General features: G+C 38.7%; 20 protein-coding genes and 2 tRNA genes. 14 read left to right on the forward strand and 8 right to left on the reverse strand.

Annotated elements, in window-relative coordinates:
• Position 1 precedes the first annotated feature (1 nt).
• Both CVD27_RS13300 and CVD27_RS13305 read left to right on the forward strand, forming a co-directional pair.
• Positions 2-75: transfer RNA gene (locus CVD27_RS13300), tRNA-Gly, on the forward strand.
• Positions 76-79: 4 nt separating this feature from the next.
• Positions 80-153: transfer RNA gene (locus CVD27_RS13305), tRNA-Ile, on the forward strand.
• 113 nt (positions 154-266) lie between these two features.
• On the opposite strand, the gene CVD27_RS13310 is transcribed toward CVD27_RS13305, so the two are convergent.
• The 3 genes from CVD27_RS13310 to CVD27_RS13320 all read right to left on the reverse strand — a co-directional run bounded on the left by CVD27_RS13310 (position 267) and on the right by CVD27_RS13320 (position 3,177).
• On the reverse strand, positions 267-1,058 hold the full coding sequence (locus tag CVD27_RS13310) for a Cof-type HAD-IIB family hydrolase (RefSeq protein WP_101648397.1): 792 nt from the start codon (positions 1,056-1,058) through the stop codon (positions 267-269).
• 193 nt (positions 1,059-1,251) lie between these two features.
• The gene (locus CVD27_RS13315; protein ID WP_101648398.1) at positions 1,252-2,217 is read right to left on the reverse strand and encodes a LacI family DNA-binding transcriptional regulator; all 966 of its coding nucleotides are present in this window, start codon (positions 2,215-2,217) and stop codon (positions 1,252-1,254) included.
• 195 nt (positions 2,218-2,412) lie between these two features.
• A complete protein-coding gene (locus CVD27_RS13320) occupies positions 2,413-3,177 on the reverse strand; it encodes a 3-hydroxybutyrate dehydrogenase (protein ID WP_101648399.1) in 765 nt (254 codons plus the stop codon).
• Between the two features lie 151 nt (positions 3,178-3,328).
• Here CVD27_RS13320 and CVD27_RS13325 point away from each other — a divergent pair, with 151 nt between their 5' ends.
• The 10 genes from CVD27_RS13325 (at position 3,329) to CVD27_RS13370 (ending at position 12,806) form a co-directional block, all read left to right on the forward strand.
• Positions 3,329-4,240 carry a LysR family transcriptional regulator gene (locus CVD27_RS13325; RefSeq protein WP_101648400.1) on the forward strand — a complete coding sequence of 304 codons (912 nt, stop codon included), beginning with the start codon at positions 3,329-3,331 and terminating at the stop codon, positions 4,238-4,240.
• Positions 4,241-4,337: 97 nt separating this feature from the next.
• The gene (locus tag CVD27_RS13330) at positions 4,338-5,096 is read left to right on the forward strand and encodes an acetoacetate decarboxylase (protein ID WP_101648401.1); all 759 of its coding nucleotides are present in this window, start codon (positions 4,338-4,340) and stop codon (positions 5,094-5,096) included.
• 347 nt (positions 5,097-5,443) lie between these two features.
• Complete coding sequence (locus CVD27_RS13335) at positions 5,444-6,217, forward strand: sugar phosphate isomerase/epimerase family protein (RefSeq protein WP_101648402.1); 774 nt, start codon at positions 5,444-5,446, stop codon at positions 6,215-6,217.
• Positions 6,205-7,164 carry a sugar kinase gene (locus CVD27_RS13340; protein WP_101648403.1) on the forward strand — a complete coding sequence of 320 codons (960 nt, stop codon included), beginning with the start codon at positions 6,205-6,207 and terminating at the stop codon, positions 7,162-7,164. The genes CVD27_RS13335 and CVD27_RS13340 overlap by 13 nt, the downstream gene beginning before the upstream one ends.
• Positions 7,165-7,166: 2 nt before the next feature.
• Positions 7,167-8,450, forward strand: a complete 1,284-nt coding sequence (locus CVD27_RS13345; protein WP_101648404.1) for an MFS transporter — start codon at positions 7,167-7,169, stop codon at positions 8,448-8,450.
• Between the two features lie 123 nt (positions 8,451-8,573).
• Positions 8,574-9,551, forward strand: a complete 978-nt coding sequence (locus tag CVD27_RS13350; RefSeq protein ID WP_101648405.1) for a LacI family DNA-binding transcriptional regulator — start codon at positions 8,574-8,576, stop codon at positions 9,549-9,551.
• 108 nt (positions 9,552-9,659) lie between these two features.
• Positions 9,660-10,304: a 3-hexulose-6-phosphate synthase gene (hxlA, locus tag CVD27_RS13355; RefSeq protein ID WP_101648406.1), complete on the forward strand. Its 645-nt coding sequence runs from the start codon at positions 9,660-9,662 to the stop codon at positions 10,302-10,304.
• Positions 10,301-10,846, forward strand: coding sequence for a 6-phospho-3-hexuloisomerase (gene hxlB, locus CVD27_RS13360; protein WP_101648407.1), 546 nt, complete (start codon positions 10,301-10,303; stop codon positions 10,844-10,846). Before hxlA ends, hxlB begins: the two co-directional genes overlap by 4 nt.
• Before the next feature lie 374 nt (positions 10,847-11,220).
• A complete protein-coding gene (locus CVD27_RS13365) occupies positions 11,221-12,252 on the forward strand; it encodes a fatty acid desaturase (protein ID WP_101648408.1) in 1,032 nt (343 codons plus the stop codon).
• A 32-nt stretch (positions 12,253-12,284) separates the two neighbouring features.
• The gene (locus CVD27_RS13370; protein WP_101648409.1) at positions 12,285-12,806 is read left to right on the forward strand and encodes a response regulator; all 522 of its coding nucleotides are present in this window, start codon (positions 12,285-12,287) and stop codon (positions 12,804-12,806) included.
• A 197-nt stretch (positions 12,807-13,003) separates the two neighbouring features.
• Here CVD27_RS13370 and CVD27_RS13375 read toward each other — a convergent pair whose 3' ends face one another.
• The 5 genes from CVD27_RS13375 to CVD27_RS28505 all read right to left on the reverse strand — a co-directional run bounded on the left by CVD27_RS13375 (position 13,004) and on the right by CVD27_RS28505 (position 16,370).
• Positions 13,004-13,192 carry a hypothetical protein gene (locus tag CVD27_RS13375; RefSeq protein ID WP_101648410.1) on the reverse strand — a complete coding sequence of 63 codons (189 nt, stop codon included), beginning with the start codon at positions 13,190-13,192 and terminating at the stop codon, positions 13,004-13,006.
• A gap of 133 nt (positions 13,193-13,325) precedes the next feature.
• Entirely contained in the window at positions 13,326-14,528 is a 1,203-nt protein-coding gene (locus CVD27_RS13380; RefSeq protein ID WP_101648411.1) for an MFS transporter, read from the reverse strand.
• 12 nt (positions 14,529-14,540) lie between these two features.
• Positions 14,541-14,960, reverse strand: a complete 420-nt coding sequence (locus CVD27_RS13385; protein WP_257984361.1) for a MarR family winged helix-turn-helix transcriptional regulator — start codon at positions 14,958-14,960, stop codon at positions 14,541-14,543.
• Between the two features lie 201 nt (positions 14,961-15,161).
• Positions 15,162-15,752, reverse strand: a complete 591-nt coding sequence (locus tag CVD27_RS13390) for a guanylate kinase (protein ID WP_101648412.1) — start codon at positions 15,750-15,752, stop codon at positions 15,162-15,164.
• 183 nt (positions 15,753-15,935) lie between these two features.
• Positions 15,936-16,370, reverse strand: a complete 435-nt coding sequence (locus CVD27_RS28505; RefSeq protein ID WP_219621310.1) for a hypothetical protein — start codon at positions 16,368-16,370, stop codon at positions 15,936-15,938.
• A 279-nt stretch (positions 16,371-16,649) separates the two neighbouring features.
• On the opposite strand from CVD27_RS28505, the gene CVD27_RS13400 reads away from it, so the two are divergent.
• Positions 16,650-17,285, forward strand: a complete 636-nt coding sequence (locus CVD27_RS13400) for a hypothetical protein (protein WP_101648413.1) — start codon at positions 16,650-16,652, stop codon at positions 17,283-17,285.
• Positions 17,286-17,430: 145 nt separating this feature from the next.
• A complete protein-coding gene (locus CVD27_RS13405) occupies positions 17,431-18,396 on the forward strand; it encodes a quinone oxidoreductase family protein (RefSeq protein ID WP_101648414.1) in 966 nt (321 codons plus the stop codon).
• Positions 18,397-18,404: the final 8 nt, after the last annotated feature.

An 18,404-nucleotide genomic window follows, 5' to 3' on the forward strand; every position in this document is an offset into this window, starting at 1 on the left:
TGCGGGTGTAGTTTACTGGTAAAACCTCAGCCTTCCAAGCTGATGTAGTGGGTTCGATTCCCATCACCCGCTCCAATTGGGGCCTATAGCTCAGCTGGTTAGAGCGCACGCCTGATAAGCGTGAGGTCGATGGTTCGAGTCCATTTAGGCCCACTCAAGAAAGCTTGATTTCCATAGGGGAATCAGGTTTTTTTACGTAAAGCTGTAAAACTAATAAATATCAAAAGCGAACAGCCTCTCTCAACTGTTCGCACCACCTCACTAGATTAAACGGCCATACCTTTCTCTAAAAGCCCGACCTGGATAAGACCATTAAGAATTCCATTTTGAGAAGAGGAAGTCGTAATGAGATCTGCTGCTGTTTTTGCTTCTGGAACCGCATTCCCCATAGCAACTCCTGTACCAACCGTTGTGAGCATTTCAATATCATTTAAACCATCCCCAAAAGCGAAAGCATCTTCTTTTTTTAAATTCAATGCATCTAGGAGCTTTAGAATTCCAACTGCTTTTGAAGCACCACTTGGAAGAATGTCATAGGCAACATCGTGCCATTTTACAAAACTAAATTCAGGAAAGCTGGTCATATATTGTTTGAGATCCTTTGGGTCACAGTATAAATGACCTTGAAAAATCGCTAATTGTTTGAAATACTCTTTATCTACCTCTGGATAGGGCATCATTAATGAATCAAAGCTAGCTTCAATAAACGGATGATTACTCTCAGTTACTTTATAATTATCATGACTACAGTAAGCTAAAGCGTGACCGTTTTGGGCCGTCATATCGGACATTGATTGCAGTACATCTGATCCAATGGGATTAGAGTAAACCTCTTTCCCTTCAAATACTACGTATTGTCCATTCATGGCTACATAGGAATGAATATTTAGTTCCTTTTGAATCCAGTAGAACATTTTGGGGACACGACCTGTCGCAATGACAGTTTGAATCCCTTTTTCCTGAAGACGGCGAATGGCCTTCTTCGTGGATTCAGGAATGACTTTTCTTTCATCTAATAACGTTCCATCAATATCAAAAAATACAATTGGTTTTTTCATATATATATTTTACACCTCCGATAAGATACAACACTGCCGTTACGCTCGAAGGATTCGATCACGCCGGCTTGTGCTGTATGTCTTGCACCTAGAGCATATTTTATGAAACGCGTTTCAGGTCAAGTAATTTTATGAAAATTTTAAAATCACCCTAAAAAAAACTTGAACCTGTAGGCTCAAGTTTAGTACACCATTATACTGTCTCACGTTCAATCAATGTAACAGGCACCTCTTGATAGACAGCAATCTCACTTTCGTTCATCGCCTGAAGAAATTGCTTCCTTCCAATCTCCATGAGAGGAATTTCAATCGTCGTAATCTGCATCATATGAGCGATAGGCTGATTATTAAAACCAATAATCGCTAAATCACTTGGAATGGAGAAATTGCGATTTTGTGCACTGGTAACAATTCCGGCTGCAACTTCATCACTTGTGACCAGCATAGCAGAAGGAGGATTAGACATTTGTTGAACTCTATCGAGTACTTTTTCTCCATCTTCAAATTGAAGACATTGAGTAATAATATATTCAGGATGATAGGGCAACTGATATTTTTCAATAAAATGCTCATATGCCAATGCTCTATTCTTGCTATTTGCACCTGAGTTACGATAAATACAATAACCAATGTTTCGATGACCTTTTTCGTATAAGTATTCAAGAGCAGTCAGGAAACCTTGATAGTGGTCTACAAACGTTGAAGAGACATTTCTCCCTCGGGTATCCTCGCATAAGACAATTCGGCCATACGTTAAGTATTCTTCAATAATCGGCCATTCGGAGATTCTTGAACAGATGATTAAGGCATCAATTTGTTTTTGTTTTAGCATTTGCAGGGCCTCAAGTTCCTTTACCACCTCATAGTTGGTCTGAAATAGGACCAGCTTATAATTGTTTTCTAATGCTTCTATCGCAATTCCCTTTATTAAAAGAGAAAAGTATGGATGGTCAATAAAGGGCACAACCACACCAATAAGAAAGGTTTTACCCATACTTAAGTGGATCGCATTAATATTTGGCTGATAATTGCTCTCCTTTATGGCGGACAAGACCTTGTTTCTCTTTTCCTCCCTAACATATGGATGGTTATTTAGTACCCTTGAAACAGTCGTCACCGAAACCCCAGCCATTTTGGCTAAATCTCTAATGTTTGTCATCTTATCACCTAGTTTACTAAACGCTTATTAATTCGATTATAGTACATAAAGGAAGTAATCCAAACAAACTGATTTTTTTATATTGTAGAGATATACAGAGGTTCTAATTATTTAATAGGTAACGAGGAAAATGGAACTCTCGTGACCTTTTTTTAGCAACACCTTAGTAACACTTAGCTACCTTGCAAACCGTTTTTACATTCCACCAGAAACACTAAGAGTTTCTCCAGTGATGGCTGCTGCACCATTAGATGCAAGGAAAATAGCAGCTGAGGCAACTTCAGACTGATCGATAAAACGTTTTAGAGCTTGTTTGTTTAAAAGATGTTTGTGCAATGCTTCTTCTTCGGACGTTCCATCCTCCTGTGCTAAGGCAGCAAGCTGGTTCATAACCAATTCTGTTTTTACTACTCCAGGCATGATTGCATTAACAGTAATGCCGTCATTAGCTGCTTCAATCGCAACCGTTCTAGTTAAGCCAACGACGCCATGTTTTGCAGAAACGTAGGCAGCTTTAAATGGCGAAGCCATTTTTCCGTGAACAGAGGAAATATTGATGATTCTTCCGTATTGTTGTATTTTCATAAGTGGTATAACATGTTTAGTCAACAGGAATGGTCCCGTTAACATAACACCAATCAATAGATTCCATTTTTCAGTTGGGAAATCTTCTACCTTATCAATATGCTGTAGGCCAGCATTATTAACCAATACATGAACAGAACCCCTGTCTGCCACTACTTGATCAATAAAGCTTTTTACGGAATCCTCGTCTGCAACATTTACCTGGTAACCTTTAGCTTGACTTCCAAGTGTTTCTGCACTTTTTACAGCATTATCAAGATTTAAATCTGCAATGGCAACAAAATCGCCGTTTTTCACAAACGCCTCGGCAATGGAATAACCAATACCTCTAGCAGCACCTGTAACAATGACTGTTCTATTTGTATGCTCTTTCATTGATATTCTCCCTTTTCTATAAATTGAAAACCTTTGTTCTAAATAAGGCTTATTAAAAACCTTTTTTATTATAAAGCAGTCGGATATATTGGTAAAATACATATATTGAATAATATTTATGAAAAATAATTATAAAAGGAGGGATTGGCATTTGGAAAGCCGACAATTGGGATATTTTATCGAGGTTGCCAAACACCTTAGCTTTTCGAAGGCAGCAGAGAAGCTTAATATAACGCAGCCTACTTTGAGCAAAATGGTTAAAAACTTAGAGGAAGAGTTAGATGTCCTTTTATTTGACAGAACGACAAAACATATGAAATTGACGGATGCAGGGGAGATTGTCTATGAAGAAGCACAGGAAATTATGAGGTTGATGAATAATCTGTCAGACAAGCTTGCTGATATGATGAAAATTAAAAAAGGTACTATAAAAATTGGACTCCCTCCAGTTATAGGCTCTCTCTTTTTTCCTAAGTTGATTATGGACTTTCGTCAGTCCTATCCAAATATCCAAATAGAATTGGAAGAGGAGGGGGCTAAAAAAGTAGAAAAGATGATAGAAGAAGGGAGTGTAGACTTTGGTTTTGCTGTACTACCTGTCAATCAGGAACTGTTTGATTCCTGCCCGTTTATTAAAAGCGAGTTAAAGTTAATCGTAGATAGAGGGCATCCCTTAGCTAATGTTGAAACAATTCCTCTTAAAACATTAAAAAATGATTCCTTTATTTTCCTGCGGGAGGGATTTGCTTTACATGATCGTATTCGTGAATCCTGTATTCAAGCTGGATTTAATCCCAACGTCATTTATGAAAGCTCCCAGTGGGATTTCATTAGTGAAATGGTTGCGAATAGGCATGGTGTAGCTATTTTGCCAGAACCTCTCTGCAGTAAACTAGATCCATCAGTGATTAAAACTGTTTCAATAAGGGAACCTAAAATCCCATGGAATCTTGCTATCATTTGGAGAAAAAATAAATATCTATCTTATGCCACAAGGGAATTGCTCTATTTTATCCAGTCTAAATTTCCAACAAGCAATAGAGAAAAAAGTACCAAGTTCTAATTTTATTCATGTACGGAATAAATGATATTCATTATATGTATTTTACCTATATTTAAATTAGGATTAAAATTTGGTGTATAAAAGGAGGATGAATCGTATGTTAATAGAAGATGTAAAAAAGCAAATCTCGACACCACTTGGTGCACCAGCTTATCCAAAAGGTCCTTATTTATTCCGCAACAGGGAATACTTGAATATTGTTTACCGTACAGATATGGATTCATTAAAAAAAGTAGTTCCAGAGCCATTAGAGATTGAAGACCCTCTTGTTAAATTTGAAATCATGTACATGCCTGATGTTACGGGTTTGGGTGCCTACACGGAGTGCGGTCAGGTTATTCCAATAACCTTCAATAATGAAAAAGGAGAATACCTCCATGCTATGTATGTGGATAATCATCCTGCCATTGCACTGGGTAGAGAAGCAAGTGCTTATCCGAAAAAGCTAGGTGCTCCTAAGCTTTATATCGACTCAGATACCCTTGTTGGAACACTAGATTATGGAAGTCTCCGTGTCGCAAATGCGACAATGGGCTATAAACATCAGCCGATGGATATAAAATTAGCGAGAGAAGAGCTCACTCGTCCAACTTTTATGCTAAAAATCGTTCCTGACTTTAATGGGAAGCAAAAGGTTTGTGAACTAGTTAGAACAGATATATCGGAATTAACTATCCATGGAGCATGGACAGGACCTGCCCGTTTGCAATTATTTGAACATGTGCTTGCACCAATGGCGGACCTCCCAGTTCTTGAAATCGTTCATGTTTCTCATATTCTTACTGACCTTAAACTTGCAGCACCAACCGTAGCTTATGATTATTTGGCAAAAGATAAAGTAGGAACAAACAGTTAAGCCAAATTAAAGACAATAGTCTATTCAACGACCTATTCTTATTAGAATAAGTTCGTTTAACGTAACAAGTGGTTAGTTGAAAAACGTATTAAAAAGACCAAACTATGGTATTATCCCCTTTAAGTAGACAGTGTAAAAAGACCATGATTTTATCATGGAGGATACATTACTACTTGGAGGGGATTTTTCTATGGTTAAAATATCAAAAATATTCTTTAACAGACTTTTTATAAAAAATATCGTTGCAAAAGCGCTTACATTTGGTTTATAATATGAATAAATCGATTTACTAAACCGGTTTACTAAAACGTTTTAGAATAAATGTTCATCTAGAAAGGATCTTTAATATGAGAAACGTGATTGTCCCGTTAAATGCTTATGACAGCATCGAAGTGACAACAAAGGGCCAAGCATCATTTGTTAGATTGATTGCTGAAGCCGGAGCTTATGGAATGGAAATTCGCCGTGAATTATTGCAGGTTGAAAATCAAGAGATTGATAGAATAAAGAGTGAAATGGATCAATATGAGCTGTTCACTGTTTATTCCGCTCCGATTGAATGCTGGAAGGAGGATTATCAGTTAAACAAAGAGCAATTAAGTTTGATTTTTCAAGAAGCGGCCGCTCTTGGTGCAAAATGGGTTAAGATCTCATTAGGTCATTTTCAGAAGAACAAATCAAATATGGCAGAACTCGATGAGTTTCTGAGACAGCAGGAAGAGATTCAGCTACTAATTGAAAATGATCAAACACCCCATGGAGGAAATGTTGAACATTTACAGGCATTTTTTGAAAACACTGTAGAGCATAGGGTTCCTGTTAAAATGACATTTGATGCAGGAAACTGGTATTATTCAGGGCAGGATGTTGAAGTTGCGCTGCAAAAACTAACTCCATATGTCATTTACCTCCATTTAAAACAAGTAACTGAAGCACTTGAAACAGTGCCGTTGCAACCGGATGGGGAACATAGCTGGAAGATAGTAATGGGGCAATTTCCGGCAGATTTGGTGAAAGCGCTCGAATTTCCAATTGTACCGAAAGAGAAAACAAGAGACTATATCCAAATGATCATGGATATGGGGAGAGAAAGTGAGGCGTTATTAACATGCAACAGCTAGATGTAGTTACCTTTGGGGAAGCCATGACGATGTTTATCGCCAATCAACCGGGGCCTTTACATGAAGTTAGTCAGTTCACCCGCGAACTTGCAGGTGCTGAAACTAATGTGGCTATTGGCCTTGCAAGACTGGGACTTTCTGCAGGGTGGGCAAGTAAACTCGGAAATGATGTGTTCGGAAAGTTTATCATGGACCGGCTGAAAAATGAAAACGTCAACATTGATCATGTATGGATTGATGATAAATATCCAACAGGCTTTCAATTAAAATCGAAGGTGCTCGAAGGGGATCCTGAGGTTCAATACTTCAGAAAGGGCTCGGCAGCAAGTCATCTTAACGTAGCTGATTTTAATGAAGCCTACTTTTTAGCCGCAAAGCACCTGCATATGACAGGAATTCCCCTAGCGATTTCGGAAGAGGCAAGAGAATTTGCGTACCATGCCTTAGCCTTTATGAAAAAGAATGGCCGTACGATTTCCTTTGATACCAATTTACGCCCAAGTCTTTGGAGCTCTCAAGAAGAAATGATTAAACATATTAACCAAGCAGCATTTCAAGCCGATTATGTGCTGCCTGGGGTATCCGAAGGTGAAATATTAACAGGGTTCAAAGATCCTCGTGATATTGCTGCCTTTTACCTTGATCAAGGTGTTAAGCTAGTAGTGATTAAGCTTGGAAGTGCGGGAGCATTTTATAAAACAGCATCCGAAGAAGGGACAGTACAAGGTTTTAAGGTAGAAAAAATAATTGATACCGTTGGTGCCGGTGACGGATTTGCGGTAGGAGTCATTAGTGGATTACTTGATAGGCTTACTATTAAAGAAGCAGTTATAAGAGGTAATGCGATTGGATCTCTGGCGGTTCAAGCACCGGGAGACAATGATGGTTATCCGACCAAAGATAAATTACTTGCCTATATTGAAAAAAATCTACAGGGAGTGAAATAAGGATGAAACAAACAATTGCAAAACAAAGATGGCTTCGCTTAATTCCAATTGCTTTTATCACTTACAGCCTTGCCTATCTTGACCGAGCAAACTATGGATTTGGGGCAGCGGCGGGATTAGCAAAAGATCTTCATATCACACCTGGTACTTCATCATTACTTGGTTCGCTATTTTTCTTAGGTTATTTCTTTTTCCAAGTGCCTGGTGCGAACTATGCAGAAAAGAAGAGTGCGAAGAAACTAATTTTCTGGTCTTTGATCCTTTGGGGCGGTTTAGCTTCTGCAACAGGTTTAATTACCAATATTAATCTACTATTTGTCATTCGGTTTGCGCTTGGTGTAGTAGAAAGTGCCGTTATGCCGGCTATGTTAGTATTCTTAAGCCACTGGTTTACGAAAGCAGAACGTTCTCGTGCAAATACATTCTTAATTTTAGGTAACCCTGCTACTGTCTTATGGATGTCAATTGTATCCGGTTACTTACTAAATTCTGTGGGCTGGAGATGGATGTTTATTATTGAAGGTCTTCCAGCTGTTATTTGGGCCTTCATTTGGTGGAAACTGGTTGATGATAAGCCAAGGGAGGCAAAGTGGTTAACGGAGCAAGAAAAGCAGGATTTTGAAAACCAGTTAGAAAAAGAACAAGAAGGTTTGAAAGCGGTTAAAAATTACAGTGAAGCCTTTAAATCAAAACCGGTGATTTTATTAAGTGCTCAATACTTTCTATGGAGCATTGGGGTATATGGTTTTGTTATGTGGTTGCCATCTATTATTAAATCAGCACCAAACATGGATATTGTCACAACAGGCTGGTTATCATCTGTACCGTATATTTTAGCAGTTGTATTAATGTTAACGGCTTCCTATTTCTCTGATAAAACGTTAAATCGGAGCGGTTTTGTTTGGCCATTCCTATTAATTGGTGCCATTGCATTCTATGCTTCTTACACTCTTGGCACAAATCATTTCTGGATTTCGTTTATTCTGCTTGTCATTGCAGGCGGTGCCATGTATGCTCCATACGGACCGTTCTTTGCGATAATTCCTGAAATCCTGCCTCGTAATGTGGCTGGTGGTGCAATGGCCCTCATTAACAGTATGGGTGCGTTAGGTTCATTCGTTGGTTCTTATATTGTTGGTTACTTAAATGGAGCTACAGGTGGATTTGGTGCATCTTATATCTTTATGGCGGGCTCTCTATTCCTTTCTGCCCTCTTAACGGTTTGGGCAATAAAGGCTGCAAAAAAGGAGAGTAATAAATCAACTGATATTAAAGTCACAGCTTAAAGAAATCAAAGAGGGTTGACAGTTGATTGTAAAAAACTGTCATCCTCTTTTCGTTTAGATGGAAATTTGTCAGCATTGCCGCTAAAATGAAGTCATCGACAGAGAATGAAAGAGGATAAGCATATGGAAAAAGTGACGATGGCAGACGTTGCAAAAGCAGCAGGTGTTTCTAAAAGCACAGTATCACAGTATTTAAATAATCGATTTGAATATATGGGTGAAAAAACAAAACAAAAGATTGAAGAGGCGATTCAAACCTTGGGGTACCAGCCTAATTATATTGCCAGAAGTTTAAAGCAAAAAAGGACCTCGATGGTTGGTATTATTGTCGCGAATATAATGCATTATTTTTCAACAGAGGTAAGCCGTGCTATAGAGGATTTTTTCCACCAACATGATCTGCATGCAATTGTCTGTAATGCGGATGATGATCCTGAGAAGGAAAAGAAGTATATTGAAATGCTGCGAGCCAAGCAAGTAGATGGCCTGATTATTTTTCCAACGGGACAAAATAATGAGTTGTATGAAAGTATGATGAAACAAGATTATCCAGTTGTCTTTATGGATCGAAAAGTACAAAATCTACCCGTGTTTTCAATTGTCACAAATAATCAGGAGTCTACTTATCGAGCGATTCAGCAATTCGTAAAGAAGGGGCATCAGCGGATTGCATTTGCTGTTCAGCCGTTAAAGGTGAGTACTCGTACGGAGCGGTTTGAAGGTTATCAGCAGGCAATGAGGGATGCGGGTATAGAAATTAATCCCGATTATATAATCGAATCAGATATTCTAGGGATGAGCCATAAGCTTGAAAAGTTATTTTCATTAGAAGAAAGGCCAACTGCTATTTTTGCAGGAAATGACCGTGTATTTTTAGAGGTTGTGAAGTGCTTGAAAGATAAAGGAATCAAGGTTGGCAAGGATATAGAGCTAGTAGTTTTTGATAATATTCCGTTTGCACAGGTAGTCGAAACTCCAATTACGTTTATTGTTCAACCTGCGACTGAGATGGGAACAAAGGCTGCGGAATTATTATTTGAACAAATCAATAAAGTGGAAAGGAAACCAGAAGAGTTTGTCTTTCCAAGCAAGTTAGTATAGAGGAGGATATTTAGTGTCCCCTCTATCCAATTACATGAAAATATCGTATACTTTTAATAAACCGATTTAGTAAACCGTTTTACTTTTTAAAAAAGGAGTTAAAAAACGATGAAAATACAATTAGCTTTGGATAGGATGGAGATTGCGGAGGCGATTGAGCTGACGAGGAAAGTGGCAGATTCGATTGACTGGATCGAAGTTGGAACATCCTTAATCAAAGAATTCGGTGTTGCTAGTGTAAAAGAACTAAAACGAGCCTTTCCTGCGAAAACAGTGGTCGCTGATATTAAAACGATAGATAATGCCAGGTATGAGTTCGAAATGTGTTTTGAATCGGGAGCAGATGTAGCCACCGTTATGGGGGTGTCACCCCTTGTTACGATTGTTGCCTGCATGGAAGTAGCACAGCGGTACAATAAGCAAGTAATGATAGACTTATTAAATACATCTGCCGAACAAAAAAGGGCATTAATGAAATATAAAGAAGCGATCTTTTGTGACCATGTAAGTAAGGACGAACAAGAGATTTCGGGCTCGCAGAATCGTGGAATGAAGAATGGCGAACTATTGGAAGATCCGGATATTCTGGTGGCAGCAGCCGGAGGGATTTCGCTGGATTCGATAGGTAAATTAAGAGAAACGTTGAATCCGGCTATTGCGATTATTGGATCGGCGATTACAAAAGCGGATAATCCGGCTGCAGCCGCTGCTAAATTTAAACAAATTTGTCTTCAGGAGGAGAATTTAGTATGATCGTTCCTACTATTTTAAAGGAAGTTGAGACGGTATTAAGCCAAGTGGCAGAAGAACAACTGCAGGAATTAGCTAAAGAATTGCAAAAAGCAGAACGTATCTTCATTATTGGTGAAGGACGTTCAGGGCTGATGGCTAAATCCTTTGCCATGCGATTAATGCACTTGGGTGCAACGGTGTACGTTGTTGGGGAAACGATCACCCCTTCTATTGGGGAGGGAGATCTATTAGTGGCGGTATCAGGCTCTGGAACGACAAAGAGTGTTGTCTGGACAGCGGAGAAGACGCAATCTCTTGGCTGCACAGTGATCGGAGTAACCACAAATCCAGAATCACCACTAGCAGCAGCTTCTACTAGAATTTTGCATGTTCCTGCGGCAACCAAATACCGCCGCGAGAATGAACTAAAAACCATCCAGCCGCTAGGATCATTATTCGACCAATGCGTGCACCTGCTATTTGATACCATCTGTCTGCAATACAGTAAGCTAAGCAGCGTAAGCAACAAAGACGCCTTCGCCCGTCACAGCAATTTAGAATAGCAGCATGGTGAAAATATTGTAAATGGTGCCTGACACCATTCGTGTACATTGTCCATTCAGAATGCACAATGTTTGCTGCTAGCTTCGAAGAGAGGAGGCTGATTCAAAGAAGAGCTTTGAATCAGCCTTTTTTCTTTGGTTAAAGACTTTGATAGGGGAGAGTCAATATAATACCTTCAAAAAGTTTTATGTAATTTATTCCAATTCAACCTCCGCAAACCGAGTAAAATCAACGGTGCCTGACACCGTTTGCAATATTTCTACCTTCAATATGACATTTATCATGGTTGATACATGACACCTGCTACTAACATGTCATGAAACCTTCCTTTATAATTCGAAGAAAGACTAAGAAGGAAGGGAATTTAACTAAAATGACCTTACATGATACGAAGAATTTGAAGAAACAAGTAGCTCCGTTTGAAAAGTCAACAACGAAAGAAAGTGTTATCCAAATTTTCAACACAGTTGTCCCATTTATTGCCCTTTGGTACCTAGCTTACTTGAGCCTATCCGTTTCTTATTGGTTAGCGTTGGTTCCGATTTTGATAGCAGCTGGTTTCTTAACAAGAATTTTTATCATTTTTCATGATTGTACTCACTTTTCCTTTTTTAAGAGCCGCCGTGCCAACCGTATCCTAGGAACGTTTATGGGTGTCCTTACATTGCATCCATTTGATCAATGGGGACATGACCACTCTGTTCACCATGCAACAAGCGGTAACCTGGATAAGCGCGGGACAGGAGATATTTGGACGCTGACGGTCGATGAATATTTAGCTGCACCACTCCGAACTCGTTTAGCCTACAGGTTCTATCGAAATCCTTTCGTCATGTTTGGATTAGGCCCTATTTATGTATTCCTTTTAAAAAATAGATTTAACCGCAAGGGTGCAAGACCAAAGGAACGAAACAATACGTATTTAACCAATGTTATTATCGTAGCTTTAATTGCATTGCTTTGTTGGGCAATCGGATGGCAGGCATTTTTAATAGTACAAGGTTCGATTTTCATGATTTCCGGAGCAGCAGGAATTTGGCTGTTCTATGTCCAACACACCTTTGAGGATTCTTATTTTGAGCATGACAAAGAGTGGGAATATGTATTAGCCGCAGTTGAGGGAAGTTCCTTTTATAAGCTGCCGAAAGTATTACAGTGGCTAACAGGTAACATTGGATTTCACCATGTGCACCACCTAAGTCCAAGGGTTCCTAATTATAAATTGGAAGAGGCACACAGTAGCACAACGCCATTACAACATGTCCCAACCATTACTCTTGCAACAAGCCTTCGCTCACTAAGGTTCCGCCTTTGGGATGAGAAAGCAAAGAACTTTATCACTTTTAAGGATATTAAAGCAGTTGAAAAAAAGAGAATATCTGTTCAAGCAAAGCCTGAATTATAAAAAAATGGCTGCCAGATAAGGGGAGAACGAATATGATTCGAATTGTAATAGCAGAAGATCAAGAAATGCTGTTAGAGGCAATTGGTTCCCTCCTCAATTTGGAAGATGACATGGAAGTAGTTGGACTTGCGGCAGATGGGGAAGAGGCCATTCGGCTAGTCCATCATCTACACCCCGATGTTTGTCTGATGGATATCGAGATGCCTGTAAAAAGCGGTCTAGAAGCAGCCGAAATGATTAAGCCGCTGGATTGTAAGGTGATCATTTTAACCACTTTTGCCAGGAAAGGCTATTGGTACAGGGCCATACAGGCTGATGTTAGAGGATATTTATTAAAAGATGGTCCCAGTGAAGAGTTAGCAGATTCTATTCGAAGCATAATAGCGGGTAGACGGATTTACTCTCAAGAACTAATGGACGAAGCGGTCAATGTAACTGATCAAGAAAGAAATGAACCTATTATTGACCAGGATCCACAGGATAAGCCGATGCTTGGAAATGTGAGAAAGTACCTCTCGTCGATAAGGGAAAAAATAAAACTCTCTACAGGTTAAAAAAGTCCAAATAAAAGGGCGCCTTCCACCTAAAAGGTGGAGGCGCCTTTTTATAATTAATCAAACGTTTAATTGACTAGTTATCAGTCCTTAATATATCAGGAGTTTTAATAATTTAATCAAACGTTTAATTAATATTGGAGCTAAACTAAACAAACGTTTAATTAAAAATAACTTGATTGCGTGCTACGACAAAATTAGGTTTCTAAAACAATTTGTTTTTCTTTTTCCACTTCCAAGGCCGATACAATATAAGCGAATCCATTCATCAATAAAACCATAACATTTGATTGAAGCCGTTCACTTTCTCCTAAATAGGTATTTATCAAGATAATAACTGAATACAAAATGACAAAAAACAACGCAATTTTATTAAGAATCGCCATTTGAAACAACCCCTTTATTTAGGATGCTTATTTTTTATCTTATTTTCTACAAGCAGGTCTTATGCAAGTCAAGAACAATAGCCTAGAATACTTTCTATAAAAATAAGAGGCGAAAGTCCGCCTCTTGCATAGTTTATGCAGCCGTATTCAGATTTGCTCTTATACCACGTTCTTTTTTGCCATGTAAAAAATAGTAAAGGACAGTTGATAGGAGGACAACTATTCCAAGGATCACATACAATGATCGATAACCTGTTCCTGGAATGATGAAACCAAGAATATAAGGTCCAAAGCCTAATCCTGCATCAAGAGCAATAAAGAAAGTAGACGTAGCCAGTCCCATTCGATGCGGCGGTGTTAACTTTACGGCGATGGCTTGTGTGCTCGATTGCATATTACCAAAGCCAAGACCAATAAGGGCACCGGCCATAAGTAACATCAACCCCGAGTTAACGGAACTTAGCAGCACCATACCGCCAGCTAAAATGAAAAAGCCAGGATACATAATATAGTTCGCGCCTTTCGAATCCATCAAGCGTCCTGTAAAGGGACGAGAGAATAAAACCGCGACCGAATAAACTAGGAAGAAAAAGCTTGCGGCACTAACTAGGTTAATTTCATTCGCATAGAATTTAATAAATGAAAGAACACTTGAATAACAAAAAGAGATAACCAGTGTGATAATTGCAATCGGTACGGCCTTTGGCTCTATAAAATTTGAAAGCTTGAAGCTTTTTGTTTCGGACGTTGGCTGTTTTGCTGTTATTGTAACAGCCGGTACATAAACAAATAATGAAGTAATGAAACTAATAATACCTAAAACAACCGAAAAAACAAAAATCATTTGGAAAGTAGTATGCTGTGTCATATAAAGGCCGACAAACGGACCAACTGCTGTAGCAAGGGTCGTACTCATGCTAAAGTAACCAATTCCCTCAGCTTTCCGGGCAGCCGGTATAATTTGCGCCGCAACTGTACCCGTAGCTGTCCCTACGATACCTGCGGCTACACCATGCAATAAACGTGTAGTCAGCATGATGCCGATATTAGAACTGATTAAATAAAGCATCGTCGTTAAAATAAAAAAGACTAGACCAATAAATAAGGTTTTTCTACGGCCAAGCGACTCGATAAAGCGGCCAGTAAAAAGTCTTCCGATTAACGAACCGATGATAAAGATTCCTGTCACCAGGCCCGCCTGACTTGTCGATGCATGAAACTGATCTACAGCATACTCCCCGATAATGACAATCAAAAGATAAAATACTAGGTTAATTAAAAAGTTAATGCCTGAGACAATAATAAAATCTTTTGTCCATAATCTAGATGAATTCACATTATTAACCCCTTACTTTGTAATATTATTCCGTATATTCTCCATGATCCGAATCATCTCTATTTGTTCCTGCTCTGTGATCCCTTCTAAAATTTCTTGTTCGAATTGATCAATTGTTACACGTACATCTGTATAAACCTGTTTGCCAACAACTGATAGCTGCATTCTTTTTTCCCGTTTGTCCTTGCCGGGAACATGCTCGACATACCCTAGTTCCTCTAAACGGCTCATCGTTCTTGTAACCGTAGGCTTTTCAACCCCCATATACTGTGAAACCTCTACAAGTGTAGCGGGCCCTTTATTGGCTAAGTAGTACAAAATCGTCCATTGAGCTCGATAAAGCTGATGTTCGGCAAGATGAACATTTAGTCTATTTTCAAACGGCCGATAGAGCATAAGTAATTGATGAAAGAATTTTTGGGAAGTTTTAATGGTCAACACCTCTTTTTATTAATCAATATGGAGACACTATCTTTGTGTTAAGTGGGTCCTAAGGTCATTCTAAGTTAGTTAAATTAGTTACCTATAGTAACAGTTATCCTGGATAACTATATCATGTTTCCTTATCTTTTGTCTAGTCATACAAAAAAAGGCAAACAGTGCTTAGCACTGTTTGCCTTCATGGAACTCTAATTAATAATCAGTAACTGTGAGATTTCGATCCAAAAAAGACTCAATCAATTCGCTGATTTGATACGCTACTTGTGGGGAATCAAAGTTTTCATATGCATATTCACAGTTAGTTTTGTAGCTCATGGTTTCATCGTAATGTGTCATATGCCGTTCAATGGCATCATCCGGATCTTGACGATCATGCTGTCTTTGGATAACGGTATCCCGGTCAGCGAAAATAAAGATTCGAACGACATTATCACCGTACATCTTCTTTAACTTCTCCGTACCCTCAGGATTTAGGGTTAAATAGACATAATCGTGATTTTTAAAGGCATCAACAATGTCTTGTTCACGAATTCCATAGTGAATACCATCAATCTCCACACTTTCAAGAAATTCCTGATTAGTTTCCATCTGTTTGAAGACTTCTTCGCTGATAAAATGGTAGTCTTCACCATTCTTTTCATAGTGACGTGGGGAACGGGTAGTGTAAGAGATGACAGTTTCCATATCAAACGCGGTAGCGACCATTTTCGCAATTGTCTTACGGCCTGATCCATCTGGACCTGTGTAAACAAATATTTTCTCTTTTCCTTTGATTTGGTACATAGTGAAGCCTCCTTTTAGTGAAAAATAGTTTACATTCTAGTGGGTTTTATGCAGGAAGTTATGGGGAATGATTACAACAATTATATCAAAAATACTGAACGAATAGATGGGTTTTTTGGCTGATTTTTCAGAAAAACATTCATACCCATCCAAACCAATTTGTTCAGGGGGAACACAATAGTTCTAATGGTTCACAAAAATGATTTGAACTAGTAATGTTATCGTTAATAGAATTCCCACTCCGACATGTTCTGCATCCGGGATAATGTGATCTTTAATTTTCGGTAAAAACTTAAAAGTTCTTTTGAAATACTTCTCGTAATCAGTCCTGATATTATTAGGATATCCAAAAAAATAGGGAAACCACCAAGTAAATAAGTGCATGATCATGATAATGGATGTTAAAAGAAGTCCGACCCAATAGGCAAACTGGTTGTTAAAATAGAAACATAAAGCAATGATAATTAATGGTGGGTAATTTCCTAAAACCTCGTATTTACGGAGCCTTTTATCACGGGACCTGACATCGTTGAAGGGGAACAAATCAATAAAATCAATAATCAATTGGTAAAGTAAAAATAAGAGAGGTAATACATAAGCTAATACATGTAAATTCATCGCTAAAACCTCCAATCACACCTGGTTCCTGGGTAAATAGCCCTGAATTAACCTTTATTCCATCATAACTCAAACGATTAATTAAAGAAAATTAATAAATATTATAAATTATGATAAGTTTTACTTATAAAAGAGAACTACCAGCCCCCCTTCCGTAAATGAATGAAGATTTTAAGCAGGTCGAGGGTGTTGCCTGCTATGAATATTTTTTGAAATCTTAGTAGAATGGTTCTCCTATATTGTACAATAGATGAGGTATTAAATGATTAGGAGACAACAATGGATAAAAAAGAGCAATCATTATTGAACTATTATTATGAAAAGATAGTGGGAAACACCTTTGATGAGAAGGATCTTTATGGTTTTTTGCTATCCATTCGCAAGCAAAGTAAAGAGATTAGAAGTTTGCAAGAACTGATGGATTTTGTGATCCTTCGTGAAGAACATCAAGGCTATGTAAAACAATACCTTTCTGAAACGAGGAAAAAGTTTGAAAGTCTTGGGAAAACAAAATCAGCCTTCCGGATTGAAGATGTATTCCCGTTTAAAGAAATTAAGAATGGCCTAAATAAAGCGTTGGCGGCTGCGGAATTAATTGGATTGTCGAACGAACAGGTGAATGATGTAATGACCTGCCTAATCTCTCTCCTGCAGCAGGTGAAAATCGTAGAGGATGACCGCGAGATTGGGAAGTTATTTTTTGCCCTTTCCAATAAACAAATTATCTTAATGGCAGAAGTAGAGGTTACCCAAAATTTATTTAAAAAGACGAATGCGGTGTTTCCAGTATTGACTGCTAATAATAGTTATGTTGATATCAAAAAGCAAGACCGATACGATACACCATATTTGTTTGTTGATCAGTTGGTTGAGGTAATAAGCCATGAAGGTAAACTGGAGATTAAGTATCCTTAAATAGTGTTATAGGCGGTGGAAGTGTTCCTCCGCCTTTTAAAAGTCAGTTACTATAAAGTCTCACAACTAGTAACTTGCTTTCTTAGCGGTGATTCTAAATAATTAGAGTTAACTTAAAAAAACTAAAGTGAATGAGGGAAATCAGTTGAAGGCACTTGTGTTTAATACATTTGGAGGACCGGAAGTACTGGAATATACTGATATTGAAAAACCGGTAATCGGTCCTAATGAAATTTTAATAAAAATGAAAGCAATTGGCTTGAACTTTGCTGATATATACAGAAGAAAAGGAAACTATCATTTGGCGGGGCAGCCTCCTTATATTCTTGGCTATGAAGGGGCCGGAATCGTGGTGGAACTTGGAGCTAATGTAAAGGGAATTAAGGAAGGCGACCGAGTTGCTTTTGCGGATGTACCATATGCGAATGCCGAAATGGTCGCTGTTCCTTTTGAAAAAGCGATTCCTGTTCCAGAGCCAATCTCATTGAATGATGCGGCATCTGTTTTGCTTCAAGGGTTAACTGCACACTATTTAACACGGGACAGCTATGCTGTGAAAAAGGATGATGTCGTATTGGTTCATGCGGCTGCGGGAGGTGTCGGACAGCTCTTAATTCAAATGGTTAACTTGCTTGGCGGCAAGGTCATTGGATTAACCTCATCCTTGGAAAAAGCGGCTGCAGCCAAAAAAGCAGGGGCAGAAACAGTATTTTTGTATCAGGATGATTGGAAAAAGCAAATTCTTGAGGTGACTGGCGGTAAAGGCGTTGATGCGGTCTATGAATCAGTAGGGTCAACCCTTTCTGATAGTTTTGAGGTTACTCGTATTGGGGGAACGGTTGTTTTTTATGGTATGGCCGGAGGAGACCCAGCACCAGTTGATCCAAGAATGTTAATGGATACGTCCAAGACTCTGACTGGCGGAGATTTATGGAATGTTCTTACCACGAGAGAGGGACGGGTCGTTCGTTCAAAGGAGTTGTTCGGCTGGATGGAAGAGGGGAAAGTCCGTTTAGCGGAGCCAGCAATATTTGATTTGCAGGATGGAAAGGAAGCACACCGCTATCTTGAAAGCCGTAAGAGCACAGGGAAAATATTATTAATTCCTTAGGGAGAAGG

Origin of the sequence: Neobacillus cucumis (genome assembly GCF_002860255.1) — a bacterium.
Taxonomy (GTDB): Bacteria; Bacillota; Bacilli; order Bacillales; family Cytobacillaceae; genus Neobacillus; species Neobacillus cucumis_A.

What these genes read in the sequence shown, in the direction of transcription:
- CVD27_RS13310 (WP_101648397.1), bottom strand. Translation starts at nt 1,058, where the DNA reads ATGAAAAAACCAATTGTATTTTTTGATATTGATGGAACGTTATTAGAT.
- CVD27_RS13315 (WP_101648398.1), bottom strand. Translation starts at nt 2,217, where the DNA reads ATGACAAACATTAGAGATTTAGCCAAAATGGCTGGGGTTTCGGTGACG.
- CVD27_RS13320 (WP_101648399.1), bottom strand. Translation starts at nt 3,177, where the DNA reads ATGAAAGAGCATACAAATAGAACAGTCATTGTTACAGGTGCTGCTAGA.
- CVD27_RS13330 (WP_101648401.1), top strand. Translation starts at nt 4,338, where the DNA reads ATGTTAATAGAAGATGTAAAAAAGCAAATCTCGACACCACTTGGTGCA.
- CVD27_RS13335 (WP_101648402.1), top strand. Translation starts at nt 5,444, where the DNA reads ATGAGAAACGTGATTGTCCCGTTAAATGCTTATGACAGCATCGAAGTG.
- CVD27_RS13340 (WP_101648403.1), top strand. Translation starts at nt 6,205, where the DNA reads ATGCAACAGCTAGATGTAGTTACCTTTGGGGAAGCCATGACGATGTTT.
- CVD27_RS13345 (WP_101648404.1), top strand. Translation starts at nt 7,167, where the DNA reads ATGAAACAAACAATTGCAAAACAAAGATGGCTTCGCTTAATTCCAATT.
- CVD27_RS13350 (WP_101648405.1), top strand. Translation starts at nt 8,574, where the DNA reads ATGGAAAAAGTGACGATGGCAGACGTTGCAAAAGCAGCAGGTGTTTCT.
- hxlA (WP_101648406.1), top strand. Translation starts at nt 9,660, where the DNA reads ATGAAAATACAATTAGCTTTGGATAGGATGGAGATTGCGGAGGCGATT.
- hxlB (WP_101648407.1), top strand. Translation starts at nt 10,301, where the DNA reads ATGATCGTTCCTACTATTTTAAAGGAAGTTGAGACGGTATTAAGCCAA.
- CVD27_RS13365 (WP_101648408.1), top strand. Translation starts at nt 11,221, where the DNA reads ATGACCTTACATGATACGAAGAATTTGAAGAAACAAGTAGCTCCGTTT.
- CVD27_RS13370 (WP_101648409.1), top strand. Translation starts at nt 12,285, where the DNA reads ATGATTCGAATTGTAATAGCAGAAGATCAAGAAATGCTGTTAGAGGCA.
- CVD27_RS13375 (WP_101648410.1), bottom strand. Translation starts at nt 13,192, where the DNA reads ATGGCGATTCTTAATAAAATTGCGTTGTTTTTTGTCATTTTGTATTCA.
- CVD27_RS13390 (WP_101648412.1), bottom strand. Translation starts at nt 15,752, where the DNA reads ATGTACCAAATCAAAGGAAAAGAGAAAATATTTGTTTACACAGGTCCA.
- CVD27_RS28505 (WP_219621310.1), bottom strand. Translation starts at nt 16,370, where the DNA reads ATGAATTTACATGTATTAGCTTATGTATTACCTCTCTTATTTTTACTT.
- CVD27_RS13400 (WP_101648413.1), top strand. Translation starts at nt 16,650, where the DNA reads ATGGATAAAAAAGAGCAATCATTATTGAACTATTATTATGAAAAGATA.